Here is a 21,868-nt window from a genome sequence, read left to right as displayed (position 1 = left end):
ACTGAACGGTTTCATTGATCCTATTTCAGAAAGGAGTTTTCTCATATGAAAAAGCTTAAACAATTGCTCAAGATCACATCTCTCCTGCTGTGTGCGCCTCTTATTGCAGGTTCATTCTCAGCAGCAGCACCTCTCAGCGCAGGCAGAAGCATCACAGCAAATGCAGCAGAAAATGCTTCCGAATCCCATAATTACAGGTTTTCAGACGTTATTATAACAGATGCTGTATTCAGCAATAATGAGGATGGTGAACCGCTGCTTGACAGCTTTACTATCCTTGATCGTTATGGTTACGGTGAACAGATAATCAAGCTTATCCCGCCTGATTTAGGTACTCCTTCATCGACAGCGGGTGAGGACTATGAGGAGTTTACAAAAAACGCCCAGCAATTGATCGATGAATTTGACCGTGCCCGTCTTATTGCAGGAAAACTTGTAAAAGCAAACCTCAGCCAGAGCAGATACTCAGGTACTCTTGTAAATATCGACGTTATCTCAAATGAAGACGTAAGCGTGGATCCTGATGCTGTTTTTTCAAATCCGCAGTTATCCTCAGTTTCAAAGATATTAAGGATAACTCCTGTAGGTATGCATTACTACGGCGACGTTAACGATAACGGCGGTATAGATATCTATGATCTCATCCTTCTCAGACAGCTCATCACAAGCGGCGATACTTCCGATATCACAGAAGATCAGTTCAGAAACTCTGATATCAATAAGAGCGGCGAGCTCGATGAAGATGACCTTCAGCAGCTCAGCGAATATCTCCTTGGCGCTGCTAAGGACTTCAATCTGCCTTCAGAGATAGGAAGCATACGTCTCGACAATACAGTATCGGTCGAGGCTGAACAGGGCGTTGAAGCTGACGAGAAATTCGCAGATTCACAGATAAAGCTCGGCATAAAGATGCTTAAGAACCTTAATAAGAGCGAAGAGAAAAAGGCTAACATGCTCGTTTCTCCATTCTCTGCATCAGCTGCTCTTGCTATGACTGCTAACGGTGCGGACGGCAAGACTCTTGAGGAAATGGAAAAAGTCATCGGCGACACCATGTCAATAGACGATATCAATAACTACATGGCATGGTATATCAGTAACCTTCCCGATACGGAAAGCGAACAGCTCATGGTAGCTGATTCTATCTGGTTCAAGGATAAGCCTTCGCTCAAGATATATGATTCCTTCCTTGAGACAAATAAGAAATACTATAATGCTGAGATATACAAGACTCCTTTCGACAATCAGACCATAAAGGACATAAACAGCTGGGTAAACACAAATACCAAGGGCATGATACCAAAACTTTTCAAAGAAAATGATTTTGAACAGAAAACTAATGAGGATGAAAAGGTAATGACTCTTATCAATACCGTTTACTTCAATGCACTCTGGGAGCATCAGTATTATCACCCATATCCGGCTACATTTACTACCAAGGATGGTAATAAAAAGACCATATCCGCTCTTGGTGAAACATCCGATAACTATTATGTACTTGATGATGCTCTTGCATTCAAGAAGAATTATGCAGGCAGATACAAGTTCGTCGGAATCCTTCCTGATGAGGGCATAGATATCGATGACTATATCGAAAGTCTTGATCCCGAAAAGCTTTCCGAGCAGCTCAGGACTCCCGGAGATATGAGCGGCTACACAGTAGTCCACACTATGATACCAGAGTTTGATTATAACTACAGCTGTTCGCTTAAAGAGACACTCGAACAGATAGGTATGCCTACTGCGTTTACATACGCCGCTGATTTCAGCAAGATAAACGATCTTTCTGTAGAGGGAGCAAATCCGCTTTATATAGCCGATGTTATTCAGAAGACAAACATCAAGCTCACAAAGAAGGGCACAGAGGCTGCTGCTGCAACTGCTGTTATCATGGCAGAGGCATCTGCTGTTGCACCTCCTCCGAAGGTTATAGATATTTACCTTGATCGTCCTTTCGTGTATATGATAGTTGACGAGAACGATACACCTATATTTATCGGTTCAGTTACAGATATCGGTGAATAAATGATATTTATCGGGGAGATCTTTCTGATGAGAGGTCTCCCTTATCTCTTGCCTGAGCCTTTACTTTAAATTTTAAGCCTGACAGGGTACTCGTGTAAAACTACTTGTTTAGTAGTACTATAAAAGAGTACCCTGTCAGGCTTAAAATTTGGGGCAGAAAGTCTTTGGAAAAGGGGTTCGGGGAAAGAACCTTTCTTCAGAAAGGTTTTTCCCCGATTAAACACTGTATTTATTTTAAGATTCTCTCTTTATCCTGAAGTCAACAGAGCGTTTGAGGTATTCGAGATACTCGGCGTCACGGCACATTGCCTTGCCGATATCATCAGAGAGCTTTGCTACGGGACGTCCGTTGACGTACTGGAGCTTTATAACGATGTTCAGCGCATTCTCCTCTGTATCATTGGAGCAGAATGTACCTATACCGAATGATACCTTTGTCCTGTCGCAGAAGTATTCGTGGAGCTTCTGTGCGCGGTCGAAATCAAGGCTGTCGCTGAAGAGAAGGAGCTTTGTCTTCGGATCAACGCCGTACTTCTCGTAGTGAGCGATGATCTTTTCGCCCCATGCATAAGGATCGCCGCTGTCATGGCGTACACCTGTATAGTTGTTTACCATTGAACGGTTGAAGTCCAGAAGGAACAGGTCTGTAGTGATAGTATCCGTGAGGGCAGTACCGTTATCGCCGTCATACTCGTCATACCAGTCCTTCATAGCGTAGTGGTTCGTATACGCAAGGGGGATAGAATCTATACCCTGATACATCTGCACGAACTCGTGAGCGTAAGTGCCGATAGGAGTTACATTGTACTTCATTGCAAGGTAAACGTTTGAAGTGCCGACGCACTTGTCAGTCTCTGTAACAAGGCGCTTTACCACAACGTCCTCCCACTCTCTTGAAAGTCTTCTGCGGCATCCGAACTCAGCGAATTTGAATGTGTAAGTGCCGTCATTGAGCGCCTTTATCTTGGCGTCAAGTCGCTCCTCAGCGGACTTTCTGAGCTTGTCGTAATCGAACTTCATGCGGAAGTACACTTCGTTTACTATTTCAAGGAGGTATATCTCGAACTGCATTGCAGAGAAGAGGGGACCGTCCACAACTATTTTCAGCTCGCCGTTCTCGTCGAGTTCAGCAGTAACATAGTCACGGATAGGTCTCCAGAGGCGGAGAAACTCAACGTAGTCGTCCTTGATGAAGCGGATAGAGCGGAGGTAATCCAGTTCCTCCTTCTTGAAAGTAAGTGAGCAGAGGTGATCTATCTGGTCATTTATCTCCTGTACCATTTCGGGAGTAAATACGATCCCCTTATTTCGGCACTTGAAATAGTACTGACCGCAGAGGTCTGTATGCTTATGGAAAATGACCTGATCCATATTGAATTTATACAGGTCTGTGTCGAGAAGTGAAATAACGATAGGTTCCAGTTTCATAATGATCTTCCTTTCGGTTAATAGTTTTCATGCATCACATTATGTGATGCTATTTTTTGCGTCTGTAGAGCTTTGCGGGACGGTGTCCCTTTCCCCTTGAATACTCGTCGGTTTCCTCAACATAGCTGCTTATCATCCTTCTGAAGTTAGCCGGAAGAACAGTTACATTCATTATCGTTTCCTGTACCTTCTGAAGGGCAGTAAGAGTAAATTTCTCGGGGAGGAAATCGAATATAGTATCATAGTGTTCAGCCTGATTCCTGAGAGCGGTAAGTGCAGCGGCAATAATTGCTGCGTGGTCGAAAGCAAGTCCGCCGCTGTCGATGATGCTGAACTCTGTGCGTCCGAAGCATGTCTTTTCTTCGGCAAGAACAGCGTTCAGCTGTATATCACCGTATTCAAGTTCGAGGTGATATTCGCCGCTTTCGTTCTTTTCAAAGCTAACTGCGAACCACTGTGCATCGTCAGCATCGTCCATACCGACCTGTTTAACGGATTCTTCGCTGATAACCGATACATAGGCGTTTGAGATTATCCAGCCGCGGGGATCGCGTCCGGGTTTGCTGAAAACTCCAACAGGCATCAGCGCCGTAGGCATAACGTTTGTTTCCTCTTGCACCTCTCTTAAGGCGCACTGTTCAACTGTTTCATCCTTGTTAAGAAAGCCTCCGGGAAGCGCCCACATACCCCTGAACGGATGACCGCCGCGTTTTATAAGCAGAAGCCGCAGTTTGTTCTCGGGATTTTTGCGGTAGCTTTCCTTATCCTCAGAGCTTATCATGAAGGCTGCAACATCGGTCGTTACCGAGGGGCGTTCATAGTCGCTCTGTTTATAGTTGGCAAGGAACTCCTTTTCGCTGTCCATATGGATTACCTCCTCTGTTATTACTATAATGATAATAACACAAAAGTAATAAGAAGTCAAGGCTTTTGAGATATTTTCTTTTTTTAATTATATGCCTGACAAATTAGTGCCTTAAAAAAAGGAAGTCCCTCTTTTGAAAAGGGACTTCCTGTATGTTCCTGTTTTTAACCGTCTTTTACTGCGGCATCTCAGGGAGTGAAGTTATTGTTTTTGCATCAAGACGCTGGATAGCAAGAGCATCCATAGCTGTGATACCGTCGCCCGGGTTGTAGCAGTCTGCATTTCTTACGCCCGGTTCAGTGATAGGGTACTTTTGGCTGTTGGCGATATTCTGGAGAATGAGAAGCGCATCAGCAAGAGTTACATATCCGTCGCAGGATGCATCGCCGTAGAGTATCTCTGTAACAGGAGGTGCATCTGTAGGCTGTACAGTTGTCGGAGCATCTGTAGGTGCTTCAGTAGCAGGCTCAGTAGGAGCTTCTGTTATCGGTTCTGTGGGAGCTTCTGTAGGAGGCTCTGTAGCAGGTTCCTGTGCTTTTGTTACGAAAACGGTATAGTTGATAACATTTCCTGTCATACCGTTTGTACCGAGGGTAACTGTCTCGCCCTTGCTGAATGATCTCTTGTAAAGATCAAATACAACATCGTTGCTGCTTGCAGCGGTAAGACCTGTCTTTTCCCAGCTTCTTATCCAGTCGGGGATGTTGTTTGCGGCTTCAACACGCTGATCGAGAAGGATATACGCGTTTATATCCTCACCTGCGGTGAAGCTTCCCAGGTCGCCTATGCTGTTCTTTGAGTTGCAGGCTGTCTTTATAGCTTCTGCGCCGTTGATGACGTCGGGAAGTGCTATATAAGTGAAGTCTCTGTCGCCGAAAATGTTTCCGCCGACTGATATGGAAGGAGCGATGCTCCAGTCAGCTCTTGTGGCATCGTCGTTTACAACGAGGTTCTGAATAAGCTCTCCGCTGACCTTCGGAGCTTCTGTAGGAGGCTCGGTAACAACGGGTATATCTATTACGGGTTCGTTTATCTTATTTGCTGAACCGTTGAGCTTTACGTCAGGTCTCGGGGGCAGGGGAGCGTTTGAATCGAGGTAGTAGCTTACGTGCGGAGGCTGGTTGTATGAGCTCTGCTCGCAGCCTGCCTGCATACGATATTGCATATCGTGCATGAGAGTTGTAAGTCTTACATTTGTCTCGGTATTTGTACACCAGATACGAAGCTTTGAGTTGTCGGTAGTTCTGAGGATGAGTTCCTCACGCCAGTCGCCGAAAAGGTCGGCAGTAAGGCATGGAACAGCCTTTGTACTGTTGTTTGAAGCACAGCCTGTAGCTGTGAATATTGCAGGATAGTTGTTTATTGCCGCACCGTCGGTAATAGTGATATCGTCAAGAAGCTCACGCTCCAGATCGCCGTCCCAGTAGATAAGGAAGTTTGTGGAAGGCCATTTATTGCCTATTTGCTTACCGTCAACATCGAATACAGCATTTGCAGGTCTTGAGCCCCAGAATTCAGCACCGCCGTTGCCTGAGATTATATTGTCAGCGCAGCAGCGTCCCGTATCCTTGTCGCCGTCATAATGCCAGATTATCGAACCGTTCTTGCCGTCAACAAGTGAGATGCCGTATTTTCCGTCCTCGTGGCAGATAAATACCTCCTGTCCCTCACGGCTCGGAACGAGATCGCCGATGTGCATTGCATCGCCGTGGAGCTGCTTTGTGGACCAGAGAAGCTTGCCGTTATCATCGATACATGAAGCGCCCATGCAGACTTCCTGTTTGCCGTCGTTATCGAAGTCGGCAACCATTACATTGTGATTTCCGCAGCCGTAGCCGGGATCGTTCTTATTGAAGCCTGTATCGTATACCCAGCGCTTTTCAAGCTTACCGTTGCGGACGTCAACAGCCGAAAGAGTAAGTCTTGTATAGTAACCTCTGCCGTATACAGCGGAGGGGTGAACACCGTCCAGATAAGCGATAGCGGAATTCATACGCTCGCAGCGGTTTCCGTAGTTATCGCCCCAAGTGGATTTTGCGGCATTGCTTGTGGCATCACCTCGGGGAACGGGGAAGTCGATAGTATCAAGTGCTTTACCTGTTGTGCCCTCGAAAAGTGTGAGATATTCGGGACCTGTGAGGATAGTACCTGCACTGCTGACATAATTTGCATTACCGTCGCCGATGACCTTGCCTGTACCGTCAACAGTACCGTCGCAGGTCTTGGTTATGAGTTCAGCCTTGCCGTCGCAGTCGAAATCAGCCACGCACATCTGAGTGTAGTGCTGACCTGCACGGACATTGCGTCCCATATCGATACGCCAGAGCTTTTTTCCTTCGAGTGTATAGCAGTCGATATAGACCTTGCCTGTAACGCCCTGTATGCCCTTTTTGGTGTCGGTTACCTGTGAATTATCCTTTGAGTTGCTTGGATCCCATTTGAGGAAGATCTCGTACTGTCCGTCGCCGTCAACGTCGCCAACACAGCAGTCATTGGGTGAATAGGTGTAAGCTTCACCGTTTATAGTGCCGCCGTTGGGAACGTCCAGAGGGATATCGAAGTAGTTTGTACCCGAAGTGAATTTACAGTCCGAGGACATGACCACGCTGCCGTTTTCAATGGTGTCAACGCGGTATTTTGAAGATGAAGAACCTGTGCTGTCCCAGAAGTTATTGGGATCGCCTGCCTTGCTGGTGTAGATGAGATTGCCGTCACGGTAGAGTCTGAATTCTGCGTTATCGTCGTCATCAGCATTGAATCGCCAGCTGATGAACATGCCGTTGCCGGACTTGATAGCGTAGACTCCGCGGTCGAGATACTCCATAACAGCGCTTCCGTTGCCGCCCACACCGTAAGCTGCATCAGCGGTTAAAGAAGTGAGTAAAGCGGAGTTGCTGCAAACTGCCAATGCAAGGGAAGCGGCAGCAGCGGTTATTTTTCTGAAAGATCTGCTCATCTTGAATGACCTCCTGATAAAAATACGTGTTTCAATACTCTTCATAATTTGTTATTTTGCATCAATATTTTGTGCTTACGTTTGGATTATAACATATTTTGAACAAAAAATCAATACATTATTGTATTTTATAAACTGATAAATCGTGCTTTTCTTTATAAAAGGTGTGTATGATATGCACAATAGAGCAGTGACAGGGGAGGCGATAGTGCATAAAAAAGGCTTTGGGAACATTCCCAAAGCCTTTATAGTTATCTGATTACAAGACCGCCTGCAGCCCAGTCTGCGCTGACGCTCCGATAAAGCTTCATCATGACCTTTGTATGATGATTCTTGTAGATAGACCAGATCGCAAACGCAACCATTATTGAAAGCGCAACCGCAACAATGAGTTTTACGATAATGTTTGGTATAAACAGCAGACAAATTATCCATACGAGTATTACTGCTGCGATGATTATCGGCAGGCAAAATGACTTGAAAGTACGGTTTGTAAGCTTGATGTACTGCTGAATGTCTCTGACAGAGAATCTGTCGTAGTAACGGGCAATGAAGTTATCAGGTCTTGCCCATTTGTAGAAATCCTTGATACTCGGGAACTTAACTGTATGATCCATACCTGAAACCGAGTCTCTGTAATCGACGACCACACCACCGTTTGCTTGATAGGCGTTCATTATATGAACAACGGTTCCTGCCTGGACCTGTCCCTTGAGGGAAGTTACAACAAGAAACTTTCTATCAATAGCGTCCTCGATACTATTGAGCATATACGTCATAGAAAATAACCTCCAAGAAATGGTTGAAAGCTTTACAATTATGATTTACAGAACATAAATTATAATACAAATAAAACTTTCTGTAATTTTTTCTTAATCCTCATTTTCAATTATATCACATTTCTAAGGCGTTAGCAAGTATTTTTTTGTTATTTGGAATAGAAATTTTGGTGAGTTTTCGTAGAAAATATTTCAACAATTTTGTATTGTTTTTAGCAGTGTGATAATTATTATTATATGAGATACGATAAATACTTAAATGTTTATTAAAATCCCATGTCCTTCATTTTCTTTTTGAAGTCTGAATTTACCTTTGCAACTTTCTTCTTTTCCTTTGCCTGTTTCATCAGTTCTTCCATAGAAGCGCCTGATGAAGAGGATATCTGGTGATCGACGCCCTGTACGGGAGCAGCTGTTTTTCCCATAAATGCATTAACTTTCTGTCTGTAAGCAGCAGCGCTTCCGTTGGTGGAATTGAGCTGAGACTGAGGTATGCTCTGCTGATAATGGCTGCCGTTATATCCCGAACCGTTATTCTGGTATGAAACGTTGACAGAACGGTTTCCGGGGTTCTGATTATAGGGAGCAGCGTTCATATAGCCGTTCTGCTGCTGAGGCATACCGTATCCGCCCTGCATCTGCTGAGGGTTGATGCCCTGCTGCATCATCTGCTGAGGATTGATGCCCTGCTGCATCTGCTGAGGATTCATGCCCTGCTGCATCATCTGCTGAGGGTTCATGCCTTGCTGCATCATTTGCTGAGGATTGATACCCTGCTGCATCTGCTGGGGGTTCATGCCCTGCATATACTGTGGATTATACTGCTGCATCTGCTGAGGATTCATGCCCTGCATCTGCTGGGGCTGAGGTACCCCGTGCTGATACGGCGTGAAATAGCCATTTCCGTCCTGTGGGAAAGCATATCCGTTCTGCGGATTTACCTGCTGTCCCTGAGCGGACTGCTGAACGTGCGGATAACCGCTCATGCCCATTTTTCGTGCATCGTCGAGGTCTGAATAGAGAAAGTTCGGACCTGCAGCCTGTGGACTGATGAGGTAATCGGGAACATCCTCCTTATTTTCTCTGTTGATAGGCGGTTCGTAGAACGGGTTATCCTCGTCTGCCTCTGCGTCAGCTGCGAATTCGGCAGGCATACCGAGCGGTTTGTGCTCTGCATTTGCAAGACTATCCGAAGCGAAATTGAAATCAGGGATCTGATCGAAGATGTTTTCGGAAGAGCCTGAAGTTTCAAGGCTTTCAGCAGTAACCGACTGTTTCTCGGAGATCACGACCTGACAAGCTGTATTTGCGCTGTTTACGCGGTAAAGAAGCTTGATGCAGTTACTGCATGGTTTAAGTATACTTTTATCAGCGAACGAAACGCTTATCATCTGTTTCGCGTTGATCTTGTTTTCAACAAGCATAGACATGATCGCATTATACTCGGAACAAGTAGTTGTAACGCTGTTTTTATCTATACTGATACCTGTTATACCTGTGAACAGTTCCTCTTCATCGGAAACTATGATACACAGAGCGGAATCAGCATAGGAAACAGCCTCGGGCTTTTCCTTCTTAACTGTATCGATCAGTGATTTAGCTTTGGTATACAGTGCATCCAATTCCATGTTTTATTGATATCCTTTCATACAAATATACTCCCTTATCGGTCCTGAGGCATTTGCTGCATCAGGACCGGGCTGCCGCGGCAGCAAAGGAGTGTTATGATCACTTATTATGCGTTCCTTCTGTAGAAGCAGAGCTGATTCTTTCCGTTAGCCTTAGCGCTGAACATAGCAGATTCAGCAGCTCTGAAGAGGTCTTCTGTGCTTCTTGCGTCTGAAGGGAAGTTAGCTGTACCGAAGCTTGCGGTAAGGCTGAAATCGTCGCCTCTGAGGTTTATTGTATCGCTGAATACGCTCTGGAGCTGAGCAACGAAGTTGATGATATCGTTGCTTGAATAGCCTGAGTGGAGAATGATACCGAACTCGTCGCCGCCGATCTTTGCAGCAAAGTTGTTTTCGCCGCAGAGAGCTTCGATCCTGTTTGCATACTGAACGAGGAGCTCATCACCTGTGCTGTGGCCGAAAGTATCGTTGATGATCTTGAAGTTATCGATATCGATATAGATGATAGTGCAGTCTCCGCCGCTTGCAATACGCTCTTCGAGGTTTTCCATGAATGAGTGTCTGTTAGGCATCTGAGTAAGACGGTCGTAGTAAGCAAGGTAAGAAAGAACCTCGTCCTTCTCCTGGATTATACGGTTATTCTCGATAGCCTGTTCATAGCTCTTTGTAAGCTCTTCGTGCATCTTGTCTGTCTTCTGTGTGAAGTAGTAGATGATACCGCTGATGATAAGAGTACAAAGTGCAACAGCAACACCGGGAAGAGCGTTGAAGTTCTTAGCGAGAACGATAGAGAAAAGTGTGATAAATCCGAGGTTAAAAACGTTAAGGATAACAGCAGTGATGAAGCCTCTCTTCTTGTTTGTAAGAACGAGGATAGCTGAGATCATTACCTGAAGCTGAGCTATGATACCGCTGACGCTGCTTCCGCCTCTTGACATGCCTTTGAGTGGACCGATAACGGAATCAAGGTTGAGATTTTCTCTCTGAGATATACCCTGAAGGTTTTCGATAAGGCCCATTATAGCAGGGTTTTCTCTTCCGTTCATTCTGCCCTGGATGAACCAGAGAATGAGGAAAAGTACCGCACATATGATAAGAACAGGTGTATTCCCTTTTTTTGTTTTAGTTTCCATAGCAATCTCTCCATTATATTAAAATTCTTCGTCGCCATTTTTTCTCATGGCGTTCTTGAGCCTTTGTTTTTCAAGGTTAGCCAGTGCCTCGGCTTTTCTTGACTTGGCTCTTTCTTTGTTATTTGCGACTGCTTCGGCGAGAAGTTCAGCCGATTCGCTCACCATGTCCTCATCAAAGACACACGCAAGGGAAATGTCGTCCTGTGTGCCGAAATTTGCGCGTTTGGTGAGATTTTTAACGATTGTCTCATCAAAATTGTCAAGATCGTTAAGCTTGCTTGCGATTATCGTGTGATAATCGAGGAAATCATCCTCGCTGTTGAAAGAAGTGTACAGTCCGTCAGTAGAGACGAATACCGCGATAGGGTATCTGTCGTCTATGAAAAAGCTGTTGAAAAGGTCGATAGCGTTTGAATTGCACATTGAAGCGGTTATATTAGCGGGAGCAGACTCCTGATACATTATAGGCATTTCTGCTTCGGCGTCTTCAAAAATAGCAACAAGGCTTCCGTCTCCGATCTGGATTCCGAAGGTAAAGAGTTCGTTCATTACAGCAACAATGAGGGTTGTTCCATAGAAGGTCGCGGTAGTGAACTCTTTGAATTCCTCATCGGTAAACGGTTCTTTTTCCTTATAGGTAACAGGATTTTTCCTGATATCTGCCTGTATTTTCTCATCCCAGCGGGCGATGATATGCTTTTCGATCATTTTGATGATCTTTTCATCATCTGCGAGGATAGCGTTTTCAAAGCCTTCTGCTTTATAGAACTCTTCGATAGTTTCGAGAGCAGCCTCCACTGCAAATTTTGAACCAAGATCACTTCTGAAATGTTTTTTGCTTCCATGACCGTCGGCGACAACGGCGATAGAATAGTTGTCGGTTATCTGATATGCTGAATAATCCTGACAAACAGTACCTCTTTCGACGTGGCTTGCGCCTGTCACGGTATGGCAAAAACCGATCTGCATTATGTCCAGCCCCCTTCCTATACAAGATTTAGTGTTGAATTACCAGCCTGTATCGAAAGGAACGGGAGCAGAGTCGTCCTGATTCTTAACGAGCTCCTGGATCTGTTCGCCGAGGAGTTTCTGTTTAGCGGCATAGACTTCTGCCTCTGTGAGCTCATGTTTTGTATCGTCTGAGAGAGTCATACTCTTACTTCCGATCTGTGAAGAAGTTACAGCGATGATCTTGATCATCTGAGCCAGCTGACTTCCTGAATAAGCGTGAACAACGGTATCCTTTGAGCCTGTAAACTCTGCGAGCATATCATCGTTTGCTTCGTTTCCTATGCCAAGAGCGGCTTTAAGACCGAATTTATACCAGCTGTTGCCTTTAAGAGTCTTAAGGCCTTCCTTATAGTCATCCGACGGATAGCCGTCTGTCATAAGGAAAATAACGGGAGCGAATGAAAGTGAAGGAGAGTTAAGGAAGCTGTTTCTCGACATTCTTATAGAAAGCTCTCTGAATGCCTCTCCCATGCTTGTAACGCCATCTGCGCGGAGTCTTGCCCATTCAAATTCCTCTATCGGGATAGGAGCGGAATACATCCATTTAACGTTTGTTGCGAAGGTAAGAACAGCTACCTTTACCTCGGTATCTGCTTCACCGACTCTTCTTATCTCGGGGATAAGCTCCTCCATAACTGTATTCAGCTCACCCATCTTAGTACCCTTCATACTTCCCGAAGTATCGATCAGGAAGAAGATAACGAGGCTCTTTCTTGAAACGCCTGTAGCGCTGAGGGGATCATCGTCATCAAAATCCAGTATACTGCTTTCGGCAGAGGTATTTTCTTTAAGTATTTTCTCCGGAGCTTCGGATGGCTGACCGTTCATAGCCTTCTGATCTGCCATATTTTCTTTGCTCATAAGTTTAAAACACCCTTTCGTTTGTTTGTATTTGTTTTCATATAGTAGCCTTTACGCTGCCGAAATCGACTTCAAGCCCGTTCCAGATCGGGAAGCCTTTTCCGGTAGGTATATCGTAAAAAACGCCGTCAGGCATTTTTGCACGCCATGTTTTCTCAGAAATATTCTTGATACCGAGCATTCCTGCTTTCAGCTTATTCTCGACAAGCTCGCCTGCAGCTGTCTGGAAATCGTCTGATTCGGGAGATATCTCACAGTCGTAGAGCTTAGCTCCGACGTAGAGCGGTATACGGTAATCGCGGTTGCTGAAAGCCAGTGTGGCAAATGTAGAACCGCATTTCGGACAGCGGTATGAGGTATCGCCGATCTTTTCAAACATTGAAGTGAAGTTTGTTCTTCCGCACTTACATGAGATTATCTCTGAACGCAGGCGGATGAACAGCTTCTGCCATTCATTCTCTATCATTCGCTTATTGGGTTCTTTTATACCTGTAGTGAATGAGCGGGTGAAGGCATCGCGGATATAATCGGGGTATATCCTCCAGAACTTGATAACGTTGTCGTGTATTCCGCGGACAGGTCTGTTTGAAGCATCATCGGGATCGTACACGAACAGGGCATTGGAGCCGTAGTGACGGAGCTCTGAAGCCTCTGTAAGGCATATATCCTTGACGACCTTCTGTCCCTCCATAGGATCGCCTCTGAAGAGAAGCTTGAAGAGAACGACCGCAAGGGAATACTTATCGGTCTGGACATTCGGCTTAGCCACGCCTCTGACTACTTCGGGAGCCATATAGCCCGGCTTACCGCCGATACCGAAGTTGCTTCCGTCAGGAGCGATATTGTCACAGTCACAGACGAGGATCTCACCTGTAGAGACATTTATGAAGAAACCGCCGTCGTTAAGGTCCTGATAGCTCTTTCCGGCTCTGTGGAGCTGACGGAAAGCATTTACTATATTGATAACGGCAGTTATCATAGCGAAGAGACTTGTGAATCTTACGGGAGTCTTTACAGCACATCCTGTAAGAGGATCAATAGTCAGCTTGTAGGTATTCAGGATATCCACGAAGGAATCGAATCCCTCGGGCCTGAGTTCCATTATATAACCGAACTGTCCCGAACCGTCTTCCTTTGTAAGATATTTCGGCCAGAGGAATTTGTCACTTGGGGGACCGTCCTTTATATTGTTCTGGATATTCTTCCTGAACGCCTCGGGGTTTTTGATCTTATCTACGTCATACCATTTGAGCGCCCAGTTCATACCGTTGAATTCAACAAGGTAAACGATACCTTGACCGCCGCTGCCGATTATGCTAAGCACCTTGGCAGAGCCGCCGTATTCCATTTCGACTTCCTGACCGATCTTCAGCTCAACCATTTGTTATTCCACCTTCCTGTATTGAATTGCATATCACCATTATTATTGTATGGATCAGCTCCTGAAAGCTGTACCTTTTGCAACTGTTTCAAATTTTATACCATTATTCAGACAGTATTTATGAACATAAGAATTTTCATAGCAGCGTATCACCAGTGAAGGGCAATACGAAAAAGCGTCAGCGTCGATGAACTTGATGCTTTCGGGGAGGAAGAGCTTTCTCAGCCTGTCACATCCCGAAAATGCAGCAGCGCCTATACTGCTTACTGTTGATGGGATCTCTATGATTTCAAGACTGCGGCAGAATGAGAAGGTGTTGTCCTCGATCTCAAGAATGCCGTTTGGTATTTTTACCATAGTCAGTTTAGCGCACTGACTGAAAGCGCCCTGTTTGATGACTTTAAGTGAAGCAGGCATCTCAACGCCTTTGAGACGCTTGCACTCTGAGAATGCGTATTCTCCGATAGCAGCAATCGAAGGAGGAAGCTGTATCGAACGCATGAAAGTGAATCCGTCGAAGCAGAAGCTGTCGAGCTTTGTATAGCCGTCGGGTATCGTTATGTTACCCTTGAAGCGGTATCTTATGGCGTCTGAGGGACGAAAGATACGTGCGTTGATATTGACGGGAGCGTCCTTCTTTTTCTTCTCTTCCTTCGGAGCGGATGCTTCTTCTGCCATAGCTTTTTTCGCCTCTGTCAGCTTGGGAGTGTACTCCCATCCGAGGAGGTGAGTGAAGCAGACGAGAACGAATTCGGCTGCTGTTTCCGAGAGGAAGATCTCGCTTGTCATGTATTTTTCAGCCTTCATCACGGCTATCTGCTGGTTGTTTTCCTTCATCATGTTTTTAAGAACGCCTGAAGTCAGCATATTTTTGAGAAGGCGGCGTTCCTTTTCGTATTCGGGGATATAGTCGTTCAGAAGAGACACGAATTTATTTGTATCCCTGATGATGTCCCTGCCGTGGTGGTCTATAATATTTTTTAGTTCGCGTTTGATCGCTACGGTGTTTTCAAAGCCCTCGACATTCTGCGAAACGGGGGTACCGCAGTGCGGACAAACTGTCACATCGGAGCCAAGCTCTGCATGGCACTTTTCACAGCGCATATATCAACTCTCCTGACTGAATAAAAAATTTAACCTGGAAAGGGGCTGCCTTAAGGCATCCTCTTAATTTATTTACTATTTTAGTATACCACTTAACAGAAAAATTGTCAAGAAAAATGGATAGTACAATAGCATAAAACTTTCAAGGCCACTTTTGTAAATTAAGACGAACTATGGCACAAGACTGTAATATCGGCTTTAAATTACACTTTTCGTAATATACCACTTTGTAAAAAATGCATATAAAATCCTCATGATTTTTGTACCCCTTATTTTTAAATACTCTTGCAATTTGTCCTTTAATATGATAAAATAACTATGTGTACTATGCACAATTATACTTAAATGGCGGTTATTTTACCGCAGCCGGTTTTTTCGGGCGGTATATCATATTTTTTCCCGGGAACGGGAATTAAACTATGGAGGTCATAAAAATGAAAGGGAAAAAGCTGTTAAAAAGAACAGTTCTGAGCTGTATGGCAATGTCAATGGCTCTGGCTGGCGGATGCGGCAGCAAGGCGGCAGAAGAGAAAAAGACGATAGCCGTGATAGCTAAGGGAACAGGATCAGAATACTGGGATACTGTCAATAAGGGCGCTGAGGAGGCAGGCGAAGAGCTTGGCATTAGCATCGAATGTTCTGCTCCTACAGGCGGAAATGTTGTAAAAAGTCAGAACGAACTCATCGAGGCGGCTGTCGACAGCGGAGCTGCGGCTATAGTTCTTGCCCCGATAAGCTACAGCGGACAGGATGAGGCTCTTCAGAAGGCGCGTGACAAGGGCCTTCCGATAATCACTATCGACTCCGATACCGGCTTCGCTGATACACAGTCCAGCATCACAACGCAGAATATCGGCGCAGGCGCTATCGCAGGCAGATATGCAGGTGATATACTGGGCGGCGAAGGAAAATTCGCAATAATCAACCACTCTGAGGAGTTCCAGACAACTCAGCGTATGGACGGCTTCGTTCATGCTCTTACAGGCTATAATTCCGACGAGCTCCAGTCTGTACAGGATACCGATCAGTACGGCAGCAACGTAAAGCTTGAAGAGATCGTATACTGCGGAGGCGTTCAGCAGAGAGCCGAGGAAGAGGCTAAGAGAATTGTCAGCGAGCATCCCGATGTAAAGCTGATATATACTACCAACGAGCCTGTTACCATAAGCGTCTGCAAGGCTATCGATGAAATGGGCGTTGCAGATTCCGTTCAGGTAGTCGGATTCGACTGCCCTGCCGAGGTAATAAAGTACATCGACAACGGCGTTCTCGACGGAACTATGGTACAGAACCCATACAACATGGGATATCTCGGAGTAAGATACGCAAACAAGATGCTTAACGGAGAAAGCATAACTTCTCTTCTCGATACTGGTGCGGTTCTCGTTAACAAGGATAATTTCAGCGACGATAATATTCAGCTGCTGGTTTATCCTCTCGGAAAGTAAGGAGGGACAGTTATGGCTAACAGATCACGTACTACAGGATACAAGCTTGCCGCTTTCTTCCTCTTCCTGACTATCGCGATAAGTGCGCTTCTCATCAACCTTATCTACATTGCAGGAGACAACGTTAACAAGAATTCTATCGGCTCTGTACAGCACGTTAATACCATCAACAACAAGTTCTCTGAGATAGACGAGAACGTTCTCATGGTCGTTGCGGGAGTTGACGAAACATCAGGAATAGACAGTGTAAACAACATCAAAAACGCATTCGCTTCTATCAGAACTCATATGAACCAGTATGAGCAGATCGAGAATCACAGCGAACTTGAGCTCCACAGATACACTCAGGCTAAGATCGCTATCAACGCATACGAAAAGAAACTCAACGAGGTGTTCGGTGATATATCCGATACCGAAAACAAGAACGCAGGCGATATCTTCATGCAGGAGATATACCCCACAGCTACTGTTGCAAGAGAAATGCTCGATGCCGTTACCGAACTCGGTTCAAAACACGCCGAGAACATGCTTCAGAAGAATTTCCGCTACTACATAATTGCAAACGGTATACTTGGTCTTGCGCTTATCCTCGGTGAGATAGGCATTGCACTTGCAGCAAGCAGAGTTAAGAAGGCAAACAAGGAGATCGATGCTCAGAATACACGTCTTGCAGCAGCAGGTCAGCGTATCGAGCAGTCCAACCAGAAGATGCAGGACCTTACGGTCACAAACCTTATCACAGGTATGAAGAACCGTTACGCCCTTGTGGACGATCTCGAGGAACGTATGGAGACAGACCAGTTCAATGTGGCTGTACTTGATATGGACGGCTTCAAGTCGTTCAACGACTCTTACGGCTACAACTTCGGTGATGAGTATATCTCGGCAGTTGCTGCAAAGCTTTCGGCAGACTTCGGAGATGTTGCTGATATCTACAATATCTCGGGCAACGAATTCTGCTTCATTTTCCACAGCGACGTTCCCGATACCCACGCTCAGAGGATCGCTGATAAGATACGTGCGAGCATGTCTGCTCCTTTCAATATACTCGGACTTACCGTACAGACAACAGCATCGGGAAGTGTTTACCACTACCTGCCAAGCGACGGACTTAATGTTGACACTCTTCTCGTTAAAATGGATAACGCCATGCGTCAGGTAAAGCTGAACGGCGGAAATGCCGTTGCAACCGTAAACAGTATCTGATACGGCGACTGAAAGGAATTGTTATAATATGAATATCAGAAAGATAATCGCTTCAGCTGCTGCACTGACAGTTGCTTCACTTTCATCGGGCTGCGGTGCAGCCGAGGTGCTTTACGGTGAGAGCTCGGAGGTCATAACTTATTCGGATATGATGAGCCAGAAGGAAGAAGCATCCGATCAGGCAGCTACCGATGAGGAAGGCAATACCGTTGCTGAAGAAGAGAATGCGGAAGAGGCTGAAATGACCTTTATGCAGCAGGATGAACTCAGTGTTGATCCCGAAAAAGCTCTTGCTTATGTTGAAGATCCGGCTGCTGTCTATGAGAAGGTCGAGTACACTCCCGAAATGTTCTTCGGTAAATATACCAAGGCAGGCGTGAAGGGAGTTCAGCTCTCGGAGGAAGATGCTGCAAAGTTCGCTTCTGAAATGGACTATATGGAGTGCAGCAGCTTCGATGTTCCCGTAACTGCTCTGCCGTATCGTATCGAGGCAGGTCCTCATTCCAACGTTACGGCTATGAACTATCTCTCGGGACATAATTTCATGAACCTCTATTTCGTTTCAGCTGACGGCGCACGTCAGACGGTTCAGGCTTCATATACGGTAAAGGGCGATACCATATCATTTAATCCCGTAAGAAACTTCAATTATGATTCCGATGCAAACCAGCTTGACTACTCATTTACAGGCAAGAACCTGAAATATACCTTCAAGTTCGACGGTCCTACAATTGTTTTCAGCAAGGGCAACAAGAGCGTTAAGCTCTATGCCGAGGACCTCTACAATAACCAGGAGATAGATCTTACCGAGTGCTCGCTGAAGGACGGCTCGGATAAGTTCAATGAGGTGCAGGAGCTTAATTTCACAGCCGATTCTCAGGACTATATCAAGCTCGGCGACAGAGAAAACCGTGATGTCAATATACAGCTCTGCGAGGACGGTATCTGCCGTCTCAGGTGGGCTGACGCAAGCGGAGAGACATTCAGTCAGCTTGCTTACTTCTACTGCGATGATGACGGTATAGTTCTTACAGACGGTAATAAGAGATACTACTATACCGCACGTTCATGGGATATCTACACCCAGAACGTAAACGCTAACCTCTCTATCAACGACGCTCAGACACTTAAGGAAATGGATACCGAGAAGGTCGAGGAGATCATCAACAAGAACGATGAACTTTACAATGACCTTCAGAGTGCTTTCGACAGCGCAGGAGTAGGCGCTTCCATAAACCGTGAAACAGGTGAGATCGCGCTCGACTCACTGGTACTCTTCTCATCTGAAAGCTCGGATGTTTCGGATGAAGGTAAGGACTTCATAAACCGCTTCCTTACTGCTTATACCTCTGTCATCTTCAACGAGAAGTACGACGGATTCATCAAGACTATCACAGTCGAGGGACATACCGATACGAACGGAAGCTATGAATACAACCAGAAGCTTTCTCAGGAAAGAGCCGATAACGTTAAGAACTACTGCCTTACAGGCGAATCGGGACTTGACGAGGCAGCTCTCGGAAAACTCGGAAATATGCTTGAAGCTGTTGGCTATGCATATGACAAGCCTATCCTCAACGAGGACGGCACAGTTAATATGGGTGCAAGCCGCCGAGTTTCATTCAAGTTCATCATCAACCTTGAACAGTGACAAAAAGCATGAAGGGCGCACATTGTGCGCCCTTTTAGATGTTAGCTTGTAGGGGCTGCCTTTGGAAGCCCGCATAATCCAATACATACGGTCTGCAAGAGCGGATCGCCAAAGGCGGCACCTACAGGGTTTCAGGGTGTCGGGGAATTTTACGTATGCCGGCGGAATGCCGAGGGCAGTGTTCCCTACGGTTAACGGTTGAATATATGATGATTTGGAGTTGATGAACTATGCAGAGATTTGCGGCTGATGCCGAGATAATCCGAAGCAGAAGAAAGTCCGCAGCATTGCAGATATCTGACGAGGGAAAACTGATAGTCCGTGTACCTTTATGGTATTCCGACAGGGACATTTCCGAAATGATCGAAAAAAACAGAAAGTGGATAGAAGCACATACAGCTGCCGCTCTGAAAAGAAACAGCGAGCTTGAACAGCTTGAACCCTTTACAGCGGACGAGCTGGAAGAAATGGCACAGAAGGCGCTTCGTGTAATACCCGAAAAAGTGCGGTACTACGCAGAAAAACTCGGAGTTACATACGGCAGGATTACTATTCGCAATCAGAAGACAAGGTGGGGAAGCTGTACCGCAAAGGGCAACCTCAATTTCAACTGCCTTCTTATGGCGGTACCCGAGGAAGTGCTGGATTCCGTGGTGGTACACGAGCTTTGTCACCGTCTGCACATGGATCACTCAAAGGCTTTTTACGAGGACGTTTACCGTGTTTTCCCCGAATACGACAGGTGCAATAAGTGGCTTAAGGAAAACGGTAAACTGCTTATCGGAAGAATGCTTGCAGGAATGAAGGAGAAATAAATGGACAAGATAAGGAAACACATCATATTCTACGGCTATGTTCAGGGAGTAGGCTTCCGCTGGAAGGCAAGCAGCACCGCGCGCCGCCTTGGTATATCGGGGTGGGTGAGGAACCTTCCCGACGGTTCGGTCGAAATGGAAGCGGAAGGCACAGCCCGTGACATAGAGGACCTCATACAGGCAATGGAAGACCACTCCTGGGGAAGCGTTGAGCGCATCACAGCGGAGAATGTTCCCCTGCACAATGATTATAATTTTGAGGTGAGATAATATGAAGCTTGGTTTCATCACAGTGAACACTCAACAGCGGTATTGAGGCGGTCATAAAGATAAAACCCTGAGCTCAGACCTGTTTGCGGCAGACTGCGGTGACATTCATACAGCCCGAGGAAACTTCGGCGTAGATATCTCCGCCCATAAGCTCCATAAGGCGGCGGCAGATATAGAGTCCGAGTCCGCTGCCGGGCTGTGAGCCTGAATTCGAGCCTCTCCAGAAGCTGTCGAAAACGTTGGACAGTTCCTGTTCGGGGAGGGTACAGCCTGTGTTGCTAACGGTGATGAGGCGGCAGTCCTCCTCGTCGGAGAAGCTTACGGATATGCTTCCGCCGTCACCGTATTTCACGGCATTTTCGATGATGTTCTGAAGCACCTCTTCAAGCCTGTCGGGATCGCCCGAGAGGATGCAGTCCCTATACTTCTCTATGGTGAAGTCTGTGCCCGATACCGTTAGCTTATCGCGGTAATAGTCCTCTATCCTGTCCATTACGCGGGAGAGGTAGAACTCGCTCTTATTAACTTCAAAATTCATGAAGTCGCTGCTGAGACTGCCCATAAGCTCTGAAACGATATTCTCAATCTCATCGGCTTTGCTGTTGATATTTTCGGCAGCGGAAGCCGTTTTTTCCTTTGTGGTGTAAAGTCCCGAGGAAATGCCCTTTGCGTAGAGCTTTACAGCTGAAAGGGGAGTCTTTATATCGTGGGATAGGGAAAGGAGGAAGGTCTTTTCCTTTTTGGCGTGTTCAAGCTCCTTGCTGCGTGAGGTCTCAAGCTCGTGGCGGAGCATATCGAGTCCCCAGATAAATTTTCCGAAATACCGGCTTTTACGCTCCTTGAGAGGCATAGTGAGATTCCTTTTGGAAAGCTGTTCGGGAAGTCCGCTTATCTCGTTGAAGGGCTTTATGATGCTCTGTCTTATATAGAGCAGAAAGGCAAGCAGAAGAAGCGATACGGCTGCAATGGCGATATTTACTGTTCTGCGGAGACTTTGTTCTCGTATTTCCTTTGAATCCGAATACTCGATGCGGTAAAGCTCGCCGTTTATCTCTCTTACGGCGTACTCGCTGTCGGTGTCGAAAAAACTGCTGCTGCCGTCATAGCGGTAAATGCCTGTTATATTGTCATAGTCCTCCGCACGGACCGTTTCGCCGTGTTCGGCAGCCTGAACTATGCGGTTTATCTCTATTTTGTAAAGGGGCTGACGCGCCCTGTTTTCCCTTGTCATTATGAGATTGAACGCAGCCGCAAGGGCAAGCATTATTATGACTGCCGCAGCGATCATCCTGTCGAAGCTCTTCATA

Annotated in this window: 17 protein-coding genes; 6 read left to right on the top strand and 11 right to left on the bottom strand. The window is 46.0% G+C overall.

Annotated elements, in window-relative coordinates; genetic code table 11:
• Positions 1–45 precede the first annotated feature (45 nt).
• On the top strand, positions 46–2,025 hold the full coding sequence (locus tag BT127_RS12985; RefSeq protein WP_075425411.1) for a serpin family protein: 1,980 nt from the start codon (positions 46–48) through the stop codon (positions 2,023–2,025).
• A gap of 234 nt (positions 2,026–2,259) precedes the next feature.
• Here the strand turns inward: BT127_RS12985 and pncB are convergent, their stop codons facing one another.
• The 10 genes from pncB to BT127_RS12935 form a co-directional block, all read right to left on the bottom strand.
• Positions 2,260–3,453: a nicotinate phosphoribosyltransferase gene (gene pncB / locus BT127_RS12980; RefSeq protein ID WP_075425410.1), complete on the bottom strand. Its 1,194-nt coding sequence runs from the start codon at positions 3,451–3,453 to the stop codon at positions 2,260–2,262.
• A 49-nt stretch (positions 3,454–3,502) separates the two neighbouring features.
• Positions 3,503–4,318: an NUDIX hydrolase gene (locus tag BT127_RS12975; RefSeq protein ID WP_075425409.1), complete on the bottom strand. Its 816-nt coding sequence runs from the start codon at positions 4,316–4,318 to the stop codon at positions 3,503–3,505.
• A 175-nt stretch (positions 4,319–4,493) separates the two neighbouring features.
• Positions 4,494–7,274 carry a rhamnogalacturonan lyase family protein gene (locus tag BT127_RS12970; protein ID WP_075425408.1) on the bottom strand — a complete coding sequence of 927 codons (2,781 nt, stop codon included), beginning with the start codon at positions 7,272–7,274 and terminating at the stop codon, positions 4,494–4,496.
• A 251-nt stretch (positions 7,275–7,525) separates the two neighbouring features.
• On the bottom strand, positions 7,526–8,053 hold the full coding sequence (locus BT127_RS12965) for a hypothetical protein (RefSeq protein WP_075425407.1): 528 nt from the start codon (positions 8,051–8,053) through the stop codon (positions 7,526–7,528).
• Positions 8,054–8,319: 266 nt separating this feature from the next.
• A complete protein-coding gene (locus BT127_RS12960; RefSeq protein ID WP_075425406.1) occupies positions 8,320–9,681 on the bottom strand; it encodes a mediator complex subunit 15 domain-containing protein in 1,362 nt (453 codons plus the stop codon).
• Between the two features lie 107 nt (positions 9,682–9,788).
• Positions 9,789–10,814, bottom strand: coding sequence for a GGDEF domain-containing protein (locus BT127_RS12955; protein ID WP_075425405.1), 1,026 nt, complete (start codon positions 10,812–10,814; stop codon positions 9,789–9,791).
• Between the two features lie 18 nt (positions 10,815–10,832).
• Positions 10,833–11,783: a PP2C family serine/threonine-protein phosphatase gene (locus BT127_RS12950; protein ID WP_075425404.1), complete on the bottom strand. Its 951-nt coding sequence runs from the start codon at positions 11,781–11,783 to the stop codon at positions 10,833–10,835.
• A 39-nt stretch (positions 11,784–11,822) separates the two neighbouring features.
• Positions 11,823–12,686, bottom strand: coding sequence for a vWA domain-containing protein (locus BT127_RS12945; RefSeq protein ID WP_082335047.1), 864 nt, complete (start codon positions 12,684–12,686; stop codon positions 11,823–11,825).
• Positions 12,687–12,723: 37 nt separating this feature from the next.
• The gene (locus BT127_RS12940; protein ID WP_075425403.1) at positions 12,724–14,067 is read right to left on the bottom strand and encodes a serine/threonine protein kinase; all 1,344 of its coding nucleotides are present in this window, start codon (positions 14,065–14,067) and stop codon (positions 12,724–12,726) included.
• Between the two features lie 54 nt (positions 14,068–14,121).
• Positions 14,122–15,171, bottom strand: coding sequence for a leucine-rich repeat domain-containing protein (locus BT127_RS12935; protein WP_075425402.1), 1,050 nt, complete (start codon positions 15,169–15,171; stop codon positions 14,122–14,124).
• A 434-nt stretch (positions 15,172–15,605) separates the two neighbouring features.
• Here BT127_RS12935 and BT127_RS12930 point away from each other — a divergent pair, with 434 nt between their 5' ends.
• From BT127_RS12930 to BT127_RS12910, 5 genes are all read left to right on the top strand, one after another.
• Positions 15,606–16,619, top strand: coding sequence for an ABC transporter substrate-binding protein (locus tag BT127_RS12930; protein WP_075425401.1), 1,014 nt, complete (start codon positions 15,606–15,608; stop codon positions 16,617–16,619).
• 12 nt (positions 16,620–16,631) lie between these two features.
• Complete coding sequence (locus tag BT127_RS12925) at positions 16,632–17,825, top strand: diguanylate cyclase domain-containing protein (protein WP_075425400.1); 1,194 nt, start codon at positions 16,632–16,634, stop codon at positions 17,823–17,825.
• 28 nt (positions 17,826–17,853) lie between these two features.
• Positions 17,854–19,476, top strand: coding sequence for an OmpA family protein (locus tag BT127_RS17275; protein ID WP_075425399.1), 1,623 nt, complete (start codon positions 17,854–17,856; stop codon positions 19,474–19,476).
• A gap of 230 nt (positions 19,477–19,706) precedes the next feature.
• Positions 19,707–20,291 (top strand): M48 family metallopeptidase, encoded by a 585-nt coding sequence (locus BT127_RS12915; RefSeq protein ID WP_075425398.1) that lies wholly within the window; start codon positions 19,707–19,709, stop codon positions 20,289–20,291.
• Positions 20,292–20,561: an acylphosphatase gene (locus BT127_RS12910; RefSeq protein ID WP_075425397.1), complete on the top strand. Its 270-nt coding sequence runs from the start codon at positions 20,292–20,294 to the stop codon at positions 20,559–20,561. It abuts the gene before it with no gap.
• A 73-nt stretch (positions 20,562–20,634) separates the two neighbouring features.
• Here BT127_RS12910 and BT127_RS12905 read toward each other — a convergent pair whose 3' ends face one another.
• The gene (locus BT127_RS12905; RefSeq protein ID WP_075425396.1) at positions 20,635–21,867 is read right to left on the bottom strand and encodes a sensor histidine kinase; all 1,233 of its coding nucleotides are present in this window, start codon (positions 21,865–21,867) and stop codon (positions 20,635–20,637) included.
• Position 21,868: the final 1 nt, after the last annotated feature.

The sequence above is a fragment of the Ruminococcus sp. XPD3002 genome (genome assembly GCA_900119535.1).
In the GTDB taxonomy this organism is placed as follows: Bacteria; Bacillota; Clostridia; order Oscillospirales; family Ruminococcaceae; genus Ruminococcus; species Ruminococcus flavefaciens_H.
Note: the sequence above shows the minus strand (reverse complement) of the source record. Positions and strands in the feature narration are given on the sequence as shown.

Excerpts from the sequence above, each read along its gene's own strand:
- BT127_RS12985 (WP_075425411.1), top strand. The coding sequence starts at position 46 with ATGAAAAAGCTTAAACAATTGCTCAAGATCACATCTCTCCTGCTGTGT.
- pncB (WP_075425410.1), bottom strand. The coding sequence starts at position 3,453 with ATGAAACTGGAACCTATCGTTATTTCACTTCTCGACACAGACCTGTAT.
- BT127_RS12975 (WP_075425409.1), bottom strand. The coding sequence starts at position 4,318 with ATGGACAGCGAAAAGGAGTTCCTTGCCAACTATAAACAGAGCGACTAT.
- BT127_RS12970 (WP_075425408.1), bottom strand. The coding sequence starts at position 7,274 with ATGAGCAGATCTTTCAGAAAAATAACCGCTGCTGCCGCTTCCCTTGCA.
- BT127_RS12965 (WP_075425407.1), bottom strand. The coding sequence starts at position 8,053 with ATGACGTATATGCTCAATAGTATCGAGGACGCTATTGATAGAAAGTTT.
- BT127_RS12960 (WP_075425406.1), bottom strand. The coding sequence starts at position 9,681 with ATGGAATTGGATGCACTGTATACCAAAGCTAAATCACTGATCGATACA.
- BT127_RS12955 (WP_075425405.1), bottom strand. The coding sequence starts at position 10,814 with ATGGAAACTAAAACAAAAAAAGGGAATACACCTGTTCTTATCATATGT.
- BT127_RS12950 (WP_075425404.1), bottom strand. The coding sequence starts at position 11,783 with ATGCAGATCGGTTTTTGCCATACCGTGACAGGCGCAAGCCACGTCGAA.
- BT127_RS12945 (WP_082335047.1), bottom strand. The coding sequence starts at position 12,686 with ATGAGCAAAGAAAATATGGCAGATCAGAAGGCTATGAACGGTCAGCCA.
- BT127_RS12940 (WP_075425403.1), bottom strand. The coding sequence starts at position 14,067 with ATGGTTGAGCTGAAGATCGGTCAGGAAGTCGAAATGGAATACGGCGGC.
- BT127_RS12935 (WP_075425402.1), bottom strand. The coding sequence starts at position 15,171 with ATGCGCTGTGAAAAGTGCCATGCAGAGCTTGGCTCCGATGTGACAGTT.
- BT127_RS12930 (WP_075425401.1), top strand. The coding sequence starts at position 15,606 with ATGAAAGGGAAAAAGCTGTTAAAAAGAACAGTTCTGAGCTGTATGGCA.
- BT127_RS12925 (WP_075425400.1), top strand. The coding sequence starts at position 16,632 with ATGGCTAACAGATCACGTACTACAGGATACAAGCTTGCCGCTTTCTTC.
- BT127_RS17275 (WP_075425399.1), top strand. The coding sequence starts at position 17,854 with ATGAATATCAGAAAGATAATCGCTTCAGCTGCTGCACTGACAGTTGCT.
- BT127_RS12915 (WP_075425398.1), top strand. The coding sequence starts at position 19,707 with ATGCAGAGATTTGCGGCTGATGCCGAGATAATCCGAAGCAGAAGAAAG.
- BT127_RS12910 (WP_075425397.1), top strand. The coding sequence starts at position 20,292 with ATGGACAAGATAAGGAAACACATCATATTCTACGGCTATGTTCAGGGA.
- BT127_RS12905 (WP_075425396.1), bottom strand. The coding sequence starts at position 21,867 with ATGAAGAGCTTCGACAGGATGATCGCTGCGGCAGTCATAATAATGCTT.